We start from the raw sequence: 14,477 nt of genomic DNA, 5'->3' as shown, positions 1-14,477 counted from the left end.
ATTTTTTCATGGCTAAAATCGGATTCATCGGCACCGGCATCATGGGCCAACCCATGGCCGCGAACCTGCAGAAAGCGGGTCACCAACTGTTCCTGTCCGAACACCATGGCAAGGCGCCGCAAGCCCTGATCGACGCAGGCGCCGTCGCCCTGGCGAACCCGCAGCAGGTGGCGCAGGAAGCCGAGTTCATCATCGTGATGGTGCCGGACACCCCACAGGTCGACGACGTGCTGTTCCGCAAAGACGGCGTGGCTGCGGGCCTGTCGCCAAACAAGGTGGTGATCGACATGAGCTCGATCTCCCCCACCGCCACCAAGGCGTTTGCCGCGAAGATCAACGAGACCGGCGCGCAGTACCTGGACGCCCCGGTGTCCGGTGGTGAAGTCGGTGCCAAGGCCGGCACCCTGAGCATCATGATCGGTGGCGAGCCGCAGACCTTTGAACGCGCCTTGCCGCTGTTCCAGGCCATGGGCAAGAACATCACGTTGGTGGGCGGCAATGGTGATGGCCAGACGGCCAAAGTGGCCAACCAGATCATCGTCGCGCTGAATATCCAGGCGGTGGCCGAAGCCCTGCTGTTCGCCTCCAAGAACGGCGCCGACCCGGCCAAGGTGCGTGAAGCGCTGATGGGCGGTTTTGCCTCGTCGAAAATCCTCGAAGTGCATGGCGAACGCATGATCAAGGGCACCTTTGATCCGGGCTTTCGCATCAACCTGCACCAGAAGGACCTCAACCTGGCACTGGCCGGGGCCAAGGAGCTGGGCATCAACCTGCCGAACACCGCCGGCACCCAGCAAGTGTTCAGCACCTGCACCGCGATTGGCGGCGGCAACTGGGACCATTCGGCGCTGATCAAGGGCCTGGAGCATATGGCGAATTTCTCGATTCGCGATAAGTAATCCACACCGCTCCTACGTTTGAAATGCGGTCGAATGTGGGAGCGGGCTTGCTCGCGAAAGCGGTAGATCAGTCAGCATGGATGTTGGATGCCAGACCGCATTCGCGAGCAAGCCCGCTCCCACATTTGATCGCATTCCGATCCGAAACGTGATGCACCCCTAATAACAAAAATCCCCGGGAGCCCGCTTATGTCGGTCGATCCGCAACACCTGCTTCGCGAGCTGTTTGCCACAGCCATCGACGCCGCACACCCCCGGCAAGTCCTTGAACCCTTTCTGCCCGCCGACCGCAGCGGCCGTGTGATCGTGATCGGTGCCGGCAAAGCGGCTGCCGCCATGGCACTGGTCGTGGAGAACTGCTGGCAAGGCGAAGTCAGCGGCCTGGTGGTCACCCGCTACGGCCACGGCGCGCCGTGCAAGAAAATCGAAGTGGTCGAAGCCGCCCACCCGGTCCCCGACGCTGCCGGCCTGGCCGTGGCCCAGCGGGTGCTGGCATTGATCAGCAACCTCGGCGAAGACGACCGCGTGATCTTCCTGCTTTCGGGCGGCGGCTCCGCCCTGCTGGCCCTACCCGCAGAAGGCATCACCCTGGCCGACAAACAGGCCATCAACAAAGCCCTGCTCAAATCCGGCGCGACCATCGGCGAGATGAATTGCGTGCGCAAGCACCTCTCGGCGATCAAGGGCGGCCGACTGGCGAAAGCGGCATGGCCGGCGACGGTCTACACCTATGCGATTTCCGATGTGCCGGGCGACCAGGCCACGGTGATTGCCTCCGGCCCGACGGTGGGCGACCCGAGCACCTCGCAACAGGCCCTGGCAATCCTCAAGCGCTACCACATCGACGTTCCCGCCTCGGTGCGCAATTGGCTGCAAAACCCGGCCTCGGAAACCGTCAAGCCCGGCGACCCGGTGCTCTCCCGCAGCCACTTCCAATTGGTCGCCCGCCCGCAGCAATCCCTCGAAGCCGTCGCGGTGAAAGTCCGCCAGGCCGGGTTCAGCCCGTTGATCCTCGGCGACCTGGAAGGCGAAGCGCGGGACGTGGCCAAGGTGCATGCCGGTATCGCCCGGCAGATCGTGCAACACGGTCAGCCGCTGGCGGCGCCGTGCGTAATCCTGTCCGGTGGCGAAACCACCGTCACCGTGCGCGGCAATGGCCGTGGCGGGCGCAACGCGGAATTCCTGCTCAGCCTCACCGACAGCCTCAAGGGCCTGCCCGGCGTGTACGCCCTGGCCGGTGACACCGACGGCATCGACGGTTCGGAAGACAACGCCGGCGCTCTCATGACCCCGTGCAGCTACCGCCGCGCAGAAGCCCTCGGCCTGTCGGCCAGCGACGAGTTGGACAACAACAACGGCTACGGCTATTTCGCCGCCCTCGACGGGTTGATCGTCACCGAGCCGACACGCACCAACGTCAACGACTTCCGCGCCATCCTGATCCTTGAGACTGCCCACCATGACGCCTGACAAGAAGGTCAAAATTCTCGCCACCCTGGGCCCGGCCACCGATGGTATCGACGACATCCGCGAACTGGTGGAAGCCGGGGTGAATATCTTCCGGCTCAATTTCAGCCACGGCGATCATGCCGACCATGCCCAGCGCTACCAGTGGATCCGCCAGGTGGAGCGCCAGCTGAACTACCCGTTGGGCATCCTCATGGACCTGCAAGGGCCGAAGCTGCGCGTTGGGCGCTTTGCCGAGGGCAAGGTGCAACTGGTGCGCGGCCAGGCCTTGCGCCTGGACCTGGACCCGACGCCGGGCGACCAGCGCCGGGTCAACCTGCCCCACCCGGAGATCATCGCGGCGCTGGAGCCCGGTATGGACCTGCTGCTGGACGACGGCAAGCTGCGCCTGCGCGTCATCACCAAACATGCCGACGCTATCGACACCACGGTGCTGAATGGCGGCGAATTGTCTGACCGCAAAGGCGTGAACGTCCCACAAGCCTTGCTCGAACTCAGCCCATTGACCGCCAAGGATCGGCGCGATTTGAGCTTCGGCCTGGAACTGGGTGTGGACTGGGTTGCGCTGTCGTTCGTGCAGCGCCCGGAAGACATTCGCGAAGCCCGCGAGCTGATCGGTGACAAGGCCTTCCTCATGGCCAAGATCGAGAAACCCTCGGCCGTGCAGCGCCTGCAGGAAATCGCCGAACTGAGCGACGCGATCATGGTAGCCAGAGGCGACCTGGGCGTGGAAGTGCCCGCCGAAAGCGTGCCACAGATTCAGAAGGACATTATCAGCACCTGCCGTCAGCTGGGTAAGCCGGTGGTGGTGGCCACGCAGATGCTCGAGTCCATGCGCTTCTCACCGGCGCCGACCCGTGCCGAAGTCACTGATGTCGCCAATGCTGTGGCCGAAGGCGCGGACGCGGTGATGCTGTCGGCCGAAACCGCGTCCGGCGAATACCCGCTGGAAGCCGTGCAAATGATGAGCAAGATCATTCGTCAGGTGGAGAACGGCCCGGATTACCAGGCGCAACTGGATGTCAGCCGGCCCAAGGCGGATGCCACGGTGTCGGACGCCATCAGCTGCGCGATCCGCCGCATCAGCAGCATCCTGCCGGTAGCGGTGCTGGTGAACTACAGCGAGTCGGGCAGCTCCAGCCTGCGCGCGGCCAGGGAGCGGCCGGTGGCGCCGATCCTCAACCTCACGCCCAACCTGTCCACGGCGCGACGGTTGAGCGTGGCGTGGGGCGTGCATTCGGTGGTCAATGACCGCCTGCGCCAGGTGGATGAGGTGTGCTCCACGGCGCTGGAGATTGCCCAGGCGCAGGGCATGGCGGAGCGTGGGGATACGTTGGTGATTACCGCGGGAGTGCCGTTCGGGCAGCCGGGGTCGACCAATTCGCTGCGTATCGAGACGTTGATTTAGCGTCTGCAAGGCCCTCATCGGGGGCAAGCCCCCTCCCACATTTGAATCTGTGAACCCAATCAAGTGTGGGAGGGGGCTTGCCCCCGATGGGAACGACTCGGTCCCACTGACTAACCACCATGCACAACCCAACCTGCCCCGACTGGGCCGAAGCCCTGCTCAACGGCTTCAGCCAGATCTTCCTGCAGCGCCAGCCGCTGTGCGGCCTGCTGTGCCTGCTGGCAATCCTGATCGGCGCCCCGGCCTGGTTCGGCGGAGCATTGCTGGGTGGCGTGGCGGGGTTGCTCACGGCCCAGCGTCGCGGTTATCCCAAGGCCGAACGCCAGGCCGGCCTTTACAGCTACAACGGCGTATTGCTGGGTTTGTTGATCAGCCAGCACTTTGCCTGGTCGGCGTTGTTGCCGCCGCTGATCCTGGCGTGCGGCGGACTGGCGGCGATGTTGACACGGCAATGGCTGAAACACGCCGACCAGCCCAATGACTTGCCCGCTTACACCGTGCCTTTTGTCGGCCTGGGCTGGTTGTTGCTGGGCACGGTGCCGGAGAACACGTTTGCCCTGAGCGAACCCGACACCTTGGCTATCCTCACCGCACCTTTTACCGGGCTCGCGCAAATCATGCTGCTGGATCAACCGGTGGCGGGTGCGCTGATTGCACTGGGCCTGTGGCTGGCCAACCGTCGCGCCGCGGTATGGGCGCTGATCGGCGCCAGCGTCGGTGTGCTGCTCGCGCTGTGGCTGGACGAACCCGCCAGTGCCCTCCTCGGCCTGCACAGCTACAACCCGGCGTTGGCGGCTGTGGCATTGAGCCAGGTGCGTCGCCAACCCTGGCTGCCGCTGCTCGGCATCCTGCTGGCGATCCTCCTTACACCGGGCTTTGCCGCCCTGCACCTGCCCGCGTTGACCGCGCCGTTCATCCTCGCCTGCTGGCTGGTGCGCGCCGGTGCTCGAGTGCTTCAGAAACCCCGCATGGACAGCCCCTTCGAATCCCCCTAGGCTTGCTCGATATTCGATTCAGGCGGGCTTTATGGACAGCAACAACGACTGGCGCCAGCGGCTCTACGTCATGGTTTTTCAAAGTGACACGGTCGCCGGGCGGCGCTTCGATGGCATCCTGCTGCTGATCATCCTCGCCAGCCTGGTGATCGTGATGCTCGACAGCATCGACCAGATCCACCAGAACTACGCCGACGTGCTGGCGTACATCGAGTGGGGCTTCACCCTTATCTTCCTGATCGAGTACGGGCTGCGACTGTACTGTTCGCCCAAACCCCTGCGCTACGCCTTCAGCTTTTATGGGCTGGTGGATCTGCTCGCCATCGTGCCCGGCATCCTCGCGCTGTACTACAGCGACGCGCAGTACCTGCTGATCATCCGCATCATCCGCATGCTGCGGATCTTCCGCGTGCTCAAGCTCAGCCCCTACCTCAAGCAAGCCAATTACCTGATGGCGGCGCTGCGCGGCAGCAAGCAGAAGATCGTGGTGTTCCTGGTGAGCGTATGCACCCTGGTCACGGTGTTCGGCACCTTGATGTATGTGATCGAAGGCCCGGAGCACGGGTTTACCAGTATTCCCAAGGGCATCTACTGGGCCATCGTGACCCTGACGACGGTGGGCTTTGGCGATATCGTGCCCAAGACCCCGCTGGGCCAGGTGATTTCGTCCCTGGTGATGATCACCGGTTATTCGATCATCGCCGTGCCCACCGGTATCTTCACCGCCGAACTGGCCAGTGCCATGCGCGGTGAGCAATTGCAGCATGACTGCCCGGTGTGCAAGAAAGACAGCCATGAGCCAAATGCCGCGTTCTGCTCGCGCTGTGGGAGCAATCTTTTTAAGAAAGTGGAATAAGCAAAGTTCGTTTTAATCTTTAAGCGTCTATGCGACGCCAGCTATAGTCGCTGGCAAATTGCCCCCACTCAATCAGCAACCTTCTCGAACAACAAGGAATGAGCAGTGAAAAAACTCGTTAGCGCCTCCCTTCTGGCCGCCGGCCTTGCCCTGGCGGGCGCCGCCCAGGCTGCCCCCGTCACACTGCTCAACGTCTCCTACGACGTGATGCGCGACTTCTACAAGGACTACAATGCCGCGTTCCAGAAGCACTGGGAAGCCGAGCACCCGAACGACAAGCTGACCCTGCAGATGTCCTTCGGTGGCTTGAGCAAGCAAGCGCGTTCGGTCATCGACGGCCTGCCCGCCGACGTGATCACCATGAACATGGCCACCGACATCAACGCCCTGGTGGACAACGGCAAACTGGTGCCGGACAACTGGGTCACCCGCCTGCCGAACAACAGCGCGCCGTTCACCTCGGCCACCGTTTTCATCGTGCGCAAGGGCAACCCGAAAGCCCTGAAAGACTGGCCGGACCTGTTGAAAGATGGCGTGCAGGTGATCGTGCCCAACCCGAAAACCTCGGGTAACGGCCGCTACACCTACCTGTCGGCCTGGGGCTATGTGCTGAAGAACGGCGGTGACGAAAACAAAGCAAAGGCCTTTGTCGGCAAGTTGTTCAAACAAGCCCCGGTACTGGACACCGGTGGCCGTGCCGCCACCACCACTTTCATGACCAACCAGATCGGCGACGTGCTGGTGACCTTCGAGAACGAAGCCGAGATGATCGCCCGTGAATTCGGCCGTGATCAGTTCGAAGTGATCTACCCGAGCGTCTCCGCCGAAGCCGAGCCACCGGTGTCGGTGGTCGACAAAGTGGTCGAGAAGAAAGGCACCCGCGTGGCCGCCGAAGACTACCTGAAGTACCTGTGGTCGCCGGAAGGCCAGGAAATCGCGGCCAACAACTACCTGCGCCCGCGTGATCCGAAAGTGTTGGCCAAGTACACCGACCGCTTCCCGAAAGTCGACTTCCTGTCGGTAGAGAAGACCTTTGGTGACTGGCGCACCGTGCAGAAGACCCACTTCAATGATGGTGGGGTGTTCGACCAGATCTACAGCGGCCAGTAATTGATAAATGTGGGAGGGGGCTTGCCCCCGATGGCGGTGTATCAGCCGGTTTATCCGCTGGCTGACACGCTGCTATCGGGGGCAAGCCCCCTCCCACATTTGGCTCTGTGTTTGGCCATTACATCGGCGGTGTGACGCCATCCTTGCCGGCGGAGATCGCCTGGGCTGTGATCGTCCCATCCGCCCCCTGCGCGGCAAACAGCACCACTTTCACCCCCGGCTTGAGCAAGCTGCGGTCACCCGGCTCCAGGTTCACGATCGGCACATCTTCCGGCACCACGATCTTCTGCTCGCCGCCTTTGTATTTCACCGTCAACGTGCGCCCGCTGCTCACCACCAGGTCGCCGACGGTGCCGTTGGTCATGCTGCTGCCTTCTTTCAAATCAAATGCACGATGCCCGTCGCCCGTGCCGGCCATCGCCGGCGGGAACACGTGCACCTCCAACGCCGTCAGGCTGCCGTCGTCGTTGGGCATGGCGGCGGAGCCGATGTAGCTGCCCGGCTTGATTTCATCGATTTTGGCCAGGGTGACCGCGCGCACCTGGGTGTCTTGGGTCAAGTGCACGACAACCTCTTCGCCGCTGTTGACCTTGACGTGCATCGCATCCCCGTCCATCGCCGTAATGGCGCCGCGTACGCCCACGCGCGGGGCCTCGGCAGCCTGGGCCAGGCCCACGGCCATGGCGGCGGCGAGCGTGGAAGCCAGGAGCATCTTGTTCAACGTGATCTTCATTGCAATGGATTTCCTGTTTTGGCAGTTGCGTCTGAATGTATCATCAGCCTTCGCGCAGAAAGTTAACGATTCACTCATCATTACCGGGCATGAGTGTTATCACTGCCAGCGGCCTACCCGGGCTACGGTGTTGTCTTTAGGCTCGCCCCACTTCCTTCGCTTTTACGAGAACACCATGAACGCTACTTCCCACGCTACAAGCACCATGACCCGGAGCATGGTGCTGCTGTTTGCGTTTTGCTGCGGCGCCATCGTTGCCAACATCTACTACGCGCAACCCATCATCGAGCTGATCGCGCCGGACATCGGCCTCACGCCGGCCATGGCCAGCCTGATCGTCTCGCTGACGCAAATCGGCTACGCCCTGGGGCTGTTTTTCCTGGTGCCCCTGGGCGACCTGCTGGAAAACCGCAAGCTGATGATCGCCACTACGGTGATCGCTATCGCCAGCCTGCTGGGGGCCGCGTTTACCGAACAACCGAACCTGTTCCTGCTGGTATCGCTGCTGATCGGCTTCAGTTCGGTCTCGGTGCAGATCCTGATTCCGTTGGCTGCGCACTTGGCGCCCGCCGAATCACGGGGCCGTGTGGTCGGCAGCATCATGGGTGGCCTGCTGCTCGGCATCCTGCTGGCACGGCCCGTGTCCAGCGTGGTCGCGGACCACTTCGGCTGGCGGGCGATGTTCATGGCGGCGGCGGCGCTGATGGCGTTTATCAGTGTGGTGTTGATGCTGACCATTCCCAAGCGTCAGCCGGATCACTCTGCCAGCTATGGCCAACTGCTGCGCTCCCTCGGCACCTTGCTGCGCGAGCAACCGGTGCTGCGTCAACGGGCGTTCTACCAAGGCTGCATGTTCGCCACCTTCAGCCTGTTCTGGACCGCTGCCCCACTGGAACTGGCGCGCAACCATGGCCTGAGCCAAAGCGAGATCGCCCTGTTCGCCCTGGTCGGTGCGCTGGGTGCCATTGCCGCACCCATCGCCGGTCGCCTGGCCGATGCCGGTCACACCCATCGCGCTTCGCTGCTGGCCATGTTGTTCGCCGCGTTGAGCTTCCTGCCGGCCTTCGTGCACCCGCTGTACAGCGTGATCGGCCTGGCCGTGACCGGCGTGGTCCTGGACTTCTGCGTGCAAATGAACATGGTGCTTGGCCAGCGCGCCATCTACGCCCTCGACGCCAACAGCCGCAGCCGCCTGAACGCGCTGTACATGACCAGCATCTTCATCGGCGGCGCGTTCGGCTCGGCGATTGCCAGCAGCGTATATGAACACGGCGGCTGGCTGGGTGTGATGCTGGTGGGCAGTGCATTCCCGTTGATCGCATTACTACGGTTCCTGAGTGCTTCCCGTGAGGCCTCGGTGGCCACTGCCTGAGGCGCTTGTCTCTCTACGTCAAAGCCGTCCGCCAGCAATGACGGACGGCTTTGACTGGATGCCGTTCCAAACGGCGACGCGCCTTTCGCACTACCATCAGGTACGCCGGGATAACTGCCGATCGTAGGCATGCTTCAACTTCATGCCCACAATGTCTGAGGCCCTTATCACATTAGGGCTGTTGACGACAAAATCACTGCGCTTGTCGCCATCCAGGTCAACGGCTAGCCAGTACCGACCATCACCGCCCGATTTCACGATGAATGCCTCACCGGCCTTCCCCGTGAACCTGTCTACCTGCGTCAGCGAAGTACCTGACTTTTCAAGCATTCTGGATAAATCAATTTTGTCCTTGCCACTTGTGAAATCTTTCAAGATGTCGACCTTCCGACAATTCGACTCAGAAGCGGCATTGTACGTGTACGTCTTGCCGCCTCTTTCCGCTTTTGCAGTGCCATCTCTCTTACTCCTCGGCGGGCCTGGCTCTGGTTCCTGCCCTGTCATCAAATCGGGCGCCGGATCAATGGCGATGGGAGGCTCAGGGTTCACCAGCAAATCCTTGTAGTGGATTTTGCCCTTAGTGTTCACCAGAACATCAGGTTTCCCATTACCTGTCAGGTCGAGCGCCAGGCTTCCCTGCCCGGTGCTGGCGTTGTGGCTCAATACCGCCTCGCCCGCACGCGCGCTGAATTGGTCAACAATGTAAAGGACCTTCACCGCAGCGCGCCTCAACAGCATGGAGATGTCGACTCTGTCGGTGCCGCTGGCAAAGTCCACAATCACATCAGGGGACTCAGGCGTGGAGTCTGCAACGCTGTCATAGACAAAGGTGTCTGCCCCGCCGCCGCCCTCGAGCGTATCGGCCCCGCCCCCACCCTTGAGGCGGTTGCCGACCTGATTACCGATCAGGTTGTCATCACTGGAACCACCCACGGCATTTTCCAACGTGACCCCCTTGGCGATGGAGACGTTGTTTTTCAGGCCGCCAACATCCGAAAAGGCTTCAGCATTAAGATTGATTTTCTGTTTCTGGCGAAAGCCGGAAAAGTCCAGGGTATCCGTTCCACCTGCGTCCCAGACGCAAAAAACAGGTTTGTCCCTGGCGCTCTTCAGGCTGTAGAAGTCTCGACCGGCGTTGGAGTTGAAACCATAGGTCGTGTTGGTTTTTCGAGTGTGGGTGTTCGCCCCGTACAACCGCTGTACCGCAGCGATGTCGTGCATCATGGGAGCTGAGATTTTTTTGCCGTTGTAGGGATCATCGCCAAAAGATGAATCGTGGTAGCTCATGGCGGTGTAGGTGGTTGAGTCCTCCCGGTAACCCGGGCCTTCTCCGTGGGGATGCCGCAGACCAATGGAATGGCAAAGTTCGTGGACTGCCACCTTATCAAACAAAGTCCCGTGTTCCAGCTTTCCATCAGCCCCCCCAGTGCCGATATCGACCGTGCCGATCGACCAGTCATTGGGCAGGCTCGCTACTCCCCCTGCATATCCCGGTATGGCTGAGATACGGAGGGAGGCATCAGCCCCCTTGGCATTTTCCTCGAAAGACAGGTTGGTCACCTCCGCCCAAGACAGAAGGTTTTCCCTGATCCGCAATTTCTGGTGAGGGGTAAATCTAGAGTCCAAGGTATACGACAGGTCTATTTTCTTGTCGTTATTACGATCTCGCCATTTGAGAGCTCCTCGCGTGAGATGTTTCGCAGCGTGATCCGTCGTGTATGAAGTTGGGTGGCCACCTGCTTTTAAAATGGCATAATTGAAAACTCTGCCACTGTTCGCAACAGAGGGAACGGTTGATATTTTCATGAGAAACTCGCTAAGATTTTAAAAACGAAACAATAATTAATATCCACACAAACCATTTACAAAAAAGCACACTATGAATACATAAACAAAGTCGCATGGAGAAACACGCCAAACAAGCACTTGAGTCATACCATTTGAAACACCGAACACTCGCCACACACTAACTAATAAAAACTCATGCATCATCTGACGTTCGAAAATACTTGCAACTGACAACGGCATCCAAGCGTTCACCTGAACCACCTGAATATCCAGTTTGCGAAGTGAGAGATCCCTGAAACTATCTGTTTGCCCACCCGCTCGCCAAACCAGGGTGCAGGTGCAAGTGCAGGCCCAGGCGTTGGAAGTGGGTCCGGCTCTGACGTTGAATCAGGTGCAGGATCCGGGTCCGCTTCCGGTGTGGGGTCAGCCGTTTGATCGGGCGTTACGGCCGCGCGCTCCCCCTTACCGCTCCAGATCACGTCCTCCTGTTTGATTAGGCCATGGCTGTTGATCAACAGTTTGGCCGTGCCATCTCCCTTGGTATCCACGGCCAGTGTGGAGCGCCCGGTTGTGGTGTCATGACTGAGCACCGCGTCGCCTGCACGCCCGCTGAAGCTATCCATGAAATTCAGCGACGTGAGCCCCGCCTCGCGCAGTACGCCGGCTACGTCGATTTTGTCGCTGCCGCTGGTGAAATCCTGAATAACGTCGGGGGCCTGGGGTGTTGAGTCGCTGACGCGGGCGTAGACAAACGTGTCGGCGCCAGCGCCACCGCGCAATGTGTCGCTGCCGCCGGCCCCTTTCAAGCGGTTATTGGCGCTGTTACCCGTCAACACATCGCTGTTGGAGCCACCAATGGCGTTTTCAACGATCACCCCCTTGGCGATCGATACATTCCCCCGCAGCCCGCCCACATCCGAAAACGCCTCGGCATTGAGGTTGATGTTTTGTTTGTCGGCAAAGCCGGAGAAATCCAGGGTGTCCTCGCCACCGCCATCCCAGACGCTGAACACGGGCTTATCGCGGGCGCTCCTGAGGCTGTAGTGCTCACGCTCGGTGTTGGAGTTGAACCCATAGACGGTGTCGGTGGCACGGGTGCGCGTGTTCGCCCCGTACAAGCGCTGCAGCGCGGCGATATCGTCCATCATGGGGGCAGCAGGCAGTTTTTGGTTGAAGTCATGCCCCGGCTGTTTGCGCTCCGACCAATAGCTCATGACACTACGGGCCTTGGTGTCCTGCGCATAATCAGCATTGGCCTCGTAGGTGCCACCACCGTTGTAATTGCCCGGATGTTCCAGGCCCAAGGTGTGCCCCAACTCATGGACCAACAAGGATAAGAAATGGCTGCCCATTTCAGGGTTGGCGCCCGCACCTCCAGTGCCCACATTCGCCGTTACGCTTGACTTGGACTGATTGGGAAAGGCCGCCCAGCCTGACCAGGACCCCGGCACGCCCCTGATGACTATGCCGCCATCCGTAGGCGCACTGTTTTCGACAAAGGAAATGTTGGCGACATCGGCATAGGCCTTCAATGCCTGCCTGGCGCGCTCTTTCTGGGCCGAGGTAAAGACGCCGGAAAAACTGAAGCCCACCAGGATTTTATTGTCCCGATCCCGATCATGAAACTTGTAGTTACCTCGAGTGATATGTTTAGCCGCCTGCGCGGTGCTGAACGACTTCTTATTGTTTCCCCAGTGCAAGGCGTCGTTATCAAACGCTGACGAAAGGGAATACGGCGCAAGCGCAGGGGGTTGCTGTGAAGGTTGCCTGACAGGAAAGTGCATGACGATGAATACTCTGAACAGTGAAGAGCCATTCGTCCCTGTATGAGAAATACCAACGCTGACCAGTCCATTGGCAGGACGCTAAAATTCTCAAATCAATGACACGTTCGCCAGTGCTGCTTCTTTTCAAAAATACTTAATAAACACACCTGCAAAGAAAACACACCCAATCACTGATCGGCCCAACTTTCCTGACATATCAACAACACTATTAAGTTGATTTTTAGAGAAAAAAAACTTGTAAAACACTCCCTTATTTCAATCAAAATCTTAATTTAAAACATCAGGAAACTGACTCAAACATGCCCGGAAAAAGGCGCGCAAAAAAACCGCGCTCATCCGACAACGTACGCGGCCAACCCCTGACACCGCCTGATCGCCCTAGGACCGCACCAATTTTTCCAACGCCGCGTCCGCGAGGAATGAAGAGCGGCTTTTGACCTTGTGCTCCCGTACATAGCGGTCGATGCGCTGGATGACATAACCGGGCAAGGTCACATTGACCTTCTCGGTCTTGCCCAGGTAAGGCGTCACGTCCAATTCCAACATGCCCCAGCCCATGCCCGCGTAGTCCTCGTGGGCATGATAATGGGCGACCGACGTTGGCATCGGAATGGTCCCGCCCTCTGCGGCGATCTCTTGCAGCATGATGTGCGCAACTTCCACGGCCGCGTTGTAGGCCTCTTCAAAACTGTCCCCGGCGGTGACTGCGCCTGGAATATCGGGGATCTGGATACCGGTGGCGGTGAAATCATCGCCCCATTCGATACAGATTGGGTATTGCATGAATGCTCTCCTTAAAAATCAAACAGCCCGGCGCGCTTCCTGATGCTTCTGACAGTGCCCAACGGCAAGTCTTTTTTAGGATGAGGCACGGGAATCGTGTACGGGCTGTAACGATGGGTAAAAATGTGATGGCTGCCCGTGACCCGATCCAACACCCAGCCCGCCTCTTGCAGTTCCTTGATCAATAGCCTGCTTTGCACCCTCGCCTCCTTGGCTTGGCCTGAATAAAAGTAACCCTAGAGTTATCTTTACTCAAGCACAAAATACGTATGCCTGACTGACGGCTGTTTTACCGAATATTGAAAACCCACCGGCTCAATACGGGAAACGCATGACACCGCTAGCCCAGCGCCTTAGGCTTGAGCGCCGCCCAGCCAACAGGAACGCCCGATGGACCGTCTCACTGCCATGGAAACCTTCGTTCACGTCGTCGAGACCGGCTCCTTCTCGGCCGCCGCCAAACGCCTGGGCATCGGCCAACCCGCCGTTTCCAAAAGCATCGCGCAATTGGAAGCCCGCCTGGCCGTGCGATTGCTGCTGCGCTCGACGAGGGGCCTGACCCCTACCGAAGCAGGCCTGGCATTTTTCGAGAAAGCCAAGAGCGCCATTTTCGAAGCCGATGAAGCTGACGAGGCGGCCCGTGGCGCAGGCGCTGGCTTGACGGGCAACCTGCGGGTCAGCGCCGGCGTGACGTTCTCCCGTATGCGGATCATTCCTAACCTGGGACCGTTCCTGGACCAACACCCAGGCCTGAACATCGACGTGTTGCTCGACGACCGCCTCCTCAACCTGGTTGAAGACGGCATCGACGTCGCCCTGCGTATCGGCAACCTGAGTGATTCCGGCCTCACGGCTCGCCGGCTTGGCCAAAGCCCGAGCCGGGTGTTCGGTACACCGGCCTACTTCGAACGTTTCGGCGAACCACAAAGCCCGGCGGATATCCTCAATCACCAGGCGGTGATCTACAGCCTCGGGGAGAGCCCGCTCTGGTCGTTCAAACAAGGCCCACACGAACACGCCATCGCCGCTCGCGGGCGCTTGCGTGTCACCTCTTCCGAAGGTTTGCGCGCAGGCGTGCTCGCCCACCATGGCCTGGCGATGACGTCCGAATGGATGTTCTCGCCGGAATTGGCCAGGGGTGAGGTGAAAGCCGTGTTGACCGACTGGGAACTGCCGCCCAAGGATCTCTGGGCGGTATTGCCGACGGGTCGAATGCCAAGTGCCAAAGCCAAGGCATTTATCGAATATGTTGAAGGTTTACTGACGAAATAGCGTTCTG

Annotated in this window: 13 protein-coding genes; 8 read left to right on the top strand and 5 right to left on the bottom strand. The window is 60.1% G+C overall.

Annotation, left to right across the window (positions count from 1 at the left end):
• Positions 1-8: 8 nt before the first annotated feature.
• From BLR69_RS30470 to BLR69_RS30445, 6 genes are all read left to right on the top strand, one after another.
• On the top strand, positions 9-899 hold the full coding sequence (locus tag BLR69_RS30470) for a 2-hydroxy-3-oxopropionate reductase (protein ID WP_071496242.1): 891 nt from the start codon (positions 9-11) through the stop codon (positions 897-899).
• 189 nt (positions 900-1,088) lie between these two features.
• The gene (locus BLR69_RS30465; protein ID WP_071496243.1) at positions 1,089-2,369 is read left to right on the top strand and encodes a glycerate kinase type-2 family protein; all 1,281 of its coding nucleotides are present in this window, start codon (positions 1,089-1,091) and stop codon (positions 2,367-2,369) included.
• The gene (gene pyk, locus BLR69_RS30460; protein WP_071496244.1) at positions 2,359-3,774 is read left to right on the top strand and encodes a pyruvate kinase; all 1,416 of its coding nucleotides are present in this window, start codon (positions 2,359-2,361) and stop codon (positions 3,772-3,774) included. The genes BLR69_RS30465 and pyk overlap by 11 nt, the downstream gene beginning before the upstream one ends.
• 119 nt (positions 3,775-3,893) lie before the next feature.
• Positions 3,894-4,769 carry an urea transporter gene (locus BLR69_RS30455; protein WP_071496245.1) on the top strand — a complete coding sequence of 292 codons (876 nt, stop codon included), beginning with the start codon at positions 3,894-3,896 and terminating at the stop codon, positions 4,767-4,769.
• Between the two features lie 31 nt (positions 4,770-4,800).
• Entirely contained in the window at positions 4,801-5,625 is an 825-nt protein-coding gene (locus BLR69_RS30450; protein ID WP_058427905.1) for an ion transporter, read from the top strand.
• A gap of 105 nt (positions 5,626-5,730) precedes the next feature.
• Positions 5,731-6,735 carry a sulfate ABC transporter substrate-binding protein gene (locus tag BLR69_RS30445; RefSeq protein WP_071496246.1) on the top strand — a complete coding sequence of 335 codons (1,005 nt, stop codon included), beginning with the start codon at positions 5,731-5,733 and terminating at the stop codon, positions 6,733-6,735.
• Positions 6,736-6,853: 118 nt separating this feature from the next.
• Here the strand turns inward: BLR69_RS30445 and BLR69_RS30440 are convergent, their stop codons facing one another.
• A complete protein-coding gene (locus BLR69_RS30440; protein WP_071496247.1) occupies positions 6,854-7,468 on the bottom strand; it encodes a DUF5666 domain-containing protein in 615 nt (204 codons plus the stop codon).
• A gap of 175 nt (positions 7,469-7,643) precedes the next feature.
• Here BLR69_RS30440 and BLR69_RS30435 point away from each other — a divergent pair, with 175 nt between their 5' ends.
• Complete coding sequence (locus BLR69_RS30435) at positions 7,644-8,840, top strand: MFS transporter (RefSeq protein WP_076955299.1); 1,197 nt, start codon at positions 7,644-7,646, stop codon at positions 8,838-8,840.
• Between the two features lie 96 nt (positions 8,841-8,936).
• Here the strand turns inward: BLR69_RS30435 and BLR69_RS30430 are convergent, their stop codons facing one another.
• The 4 genes from BLR69_RS30430 to BLR69_RS30415 form a co-directional block, all read right to left on the bottom strand.
• The gene (locus BLR69_RS30430) at positions 8,937-10,646 is read right to left on the bottom strand and encodes a M10 family metallopeptidase C-terminal domain-containing protein (protein WP_083365839.1); all 1,710 of its coding nucleotides are present in this window, start codon (positions 10,644-10,646) and stop codon (positions 8,937-8,939) included.
• A 230-nt stretch (positions 10,647-10,876) separates the two neighbouring features.
• Entirely contained in the window at positions 10,877-12,412 is a 1,536-nt protein-coding gene (locus BLR69_RS30425) for a M10 family metallopeptidase C-terminal domain-containing protein (RefSeq protein WP_083365838.1), read from the bottom strand.
• Between the two features lie 381 nt (positions 12,413-12,793).
• A complete protein-coding gene (locus tag BLR69_RS30420) occupies positions 12,794-13,198 on the bottom strand; it encodes a type II toxin-antitoxin system HicB family antitoxin (RefSeq protein ID WP_058427909.1) in 405 nt (134 codons plus the stop codon).
• A gap of 11 nt (positions 13,199-13,209) precedes the next feature.
• Positions 13,210-13,398, bottom strand: coding sequence for a type II toxin-antitoxin system HicA family toxin (locus tag BLR69_RS30415; protein ID WP_071496250.1), 189 nt, complete (start codon positions 13,396-13,398; stop codon positions 13,210-13,212).
• A 190-nt stretch (positions 13,399-13,588) separates the two neighbouring features.
• On the opposite strand from BLR69_RS30415, the gene BLR69_RS30410 reads away from it, so the two are divergent.
• Entirely contained in the window at positions 13,589-14,470 is an 882-nt protein-coding gene (locus BLR69_RS30410) for a LysR family transcriptional regulator (protein ID WP_071496251.1), read from the top strand.
• Positions 14,471-14,477 lie beyond the last annotated feature (7 nt).

Source organism: Pseudomonas azotoformans (genome assembly GCF_900103345.1).
Lineage (GTDB): Bacteria > Pseudomonadota > Gammaproteobacteria > Pseudomonadales > Pseudomonadaceae > Aquipseudomonas > Aquipseudomonas azotoformans.
The sequence above is the reverse complement of the archived record's forward strand: the minus strand, read 5'-3'. Positions and strand labels throughout refer to the sequence as shown.

What these genes read in the sequence shown, in the direction of transcription:
- BLR69_RS30470 (WP_071496242.1), top strand. Translation starts at nt 9, where the DNA reads ATGGCTAAAATCGGATTCATCGGCACCGGCATCATGGGCCAACCCATG.
- BLR69_RS30465 (WP_071496243.1), top strand. Translation starts at nt 1,089, where the DNA reads ATGTCGGTCGATCCGCAACACCTGCTTCGCGAGCTGTTTGCCACAGCC.
- pyk (WP_071496244.1), top strand. Translation starts at nt 2,359, where the DNA reads ATGACGCCTGACAAGAAGGTCAAAATTCTCGCCACCCTGGGCCCGGCC.
- BLR69_RS30455 (WP_071496245.1), top strand. Translation starts at nt 3,894, where the DNA reads ATGCACAACCCAACCTGCCCCGACTGGGCCGAAGCCCTGCTCAACGGC.
- BLR69_RS30450 (WP_058427905.1), top strand. Translation starts at nt 4,801, where the DNA reads ATGGACAGCAACAACGACTGGCGCCAGCGGCTCTACGTCATGGTTTTT.
- BLR69_RS30440 (WP_071496247.1), bottom strand. Translation starts at nt 7,468, where the DNA reads ATGAAGATCACGTTGAACAAGATGCTCCTGGCTTCCACGCTCGCCGCC.
- BLR69_RS30435 (WP_076955299.1), top strand. Translation starts at nt 7,644, where the DNA reads ATGAACGCTACTTCCCACGCTACAAGCACCATGACCCGGAGCATGGTG.
- BLR69_RS30430 (WP_083365839.1), bottom strand. Translation starts at nt 10,646, where the DNA reads ATGAAAATATCAACCGTTCCCTCTGTTGCGAACAGTGGCAGAGTTTTC.
- BLR69_RS30425 (WP_083365838.1), bottom strand. Translation starts at nt 12,412, where the DNA reads ATGCACTTTCCTGTCAGGCAACCTTCACAGCAACCCCCTGCGCTTGCG.
- BLR69_RS30420 (WP_058427909.1), bottom strand. Translation starts at nt 13,198, where the DNA reads ATGCAATACCCAATCTGTATCGAATGGGGCGATGATTTCACCGCCACC.
- BLR69_RS30410 (WP_071496251.1), top strand. Translation starts at nt 13,589, where the DNA reads ATGGACCGTCTCACTGCCATGGAAACCTTCGTTCACGTCGTCGAGACC.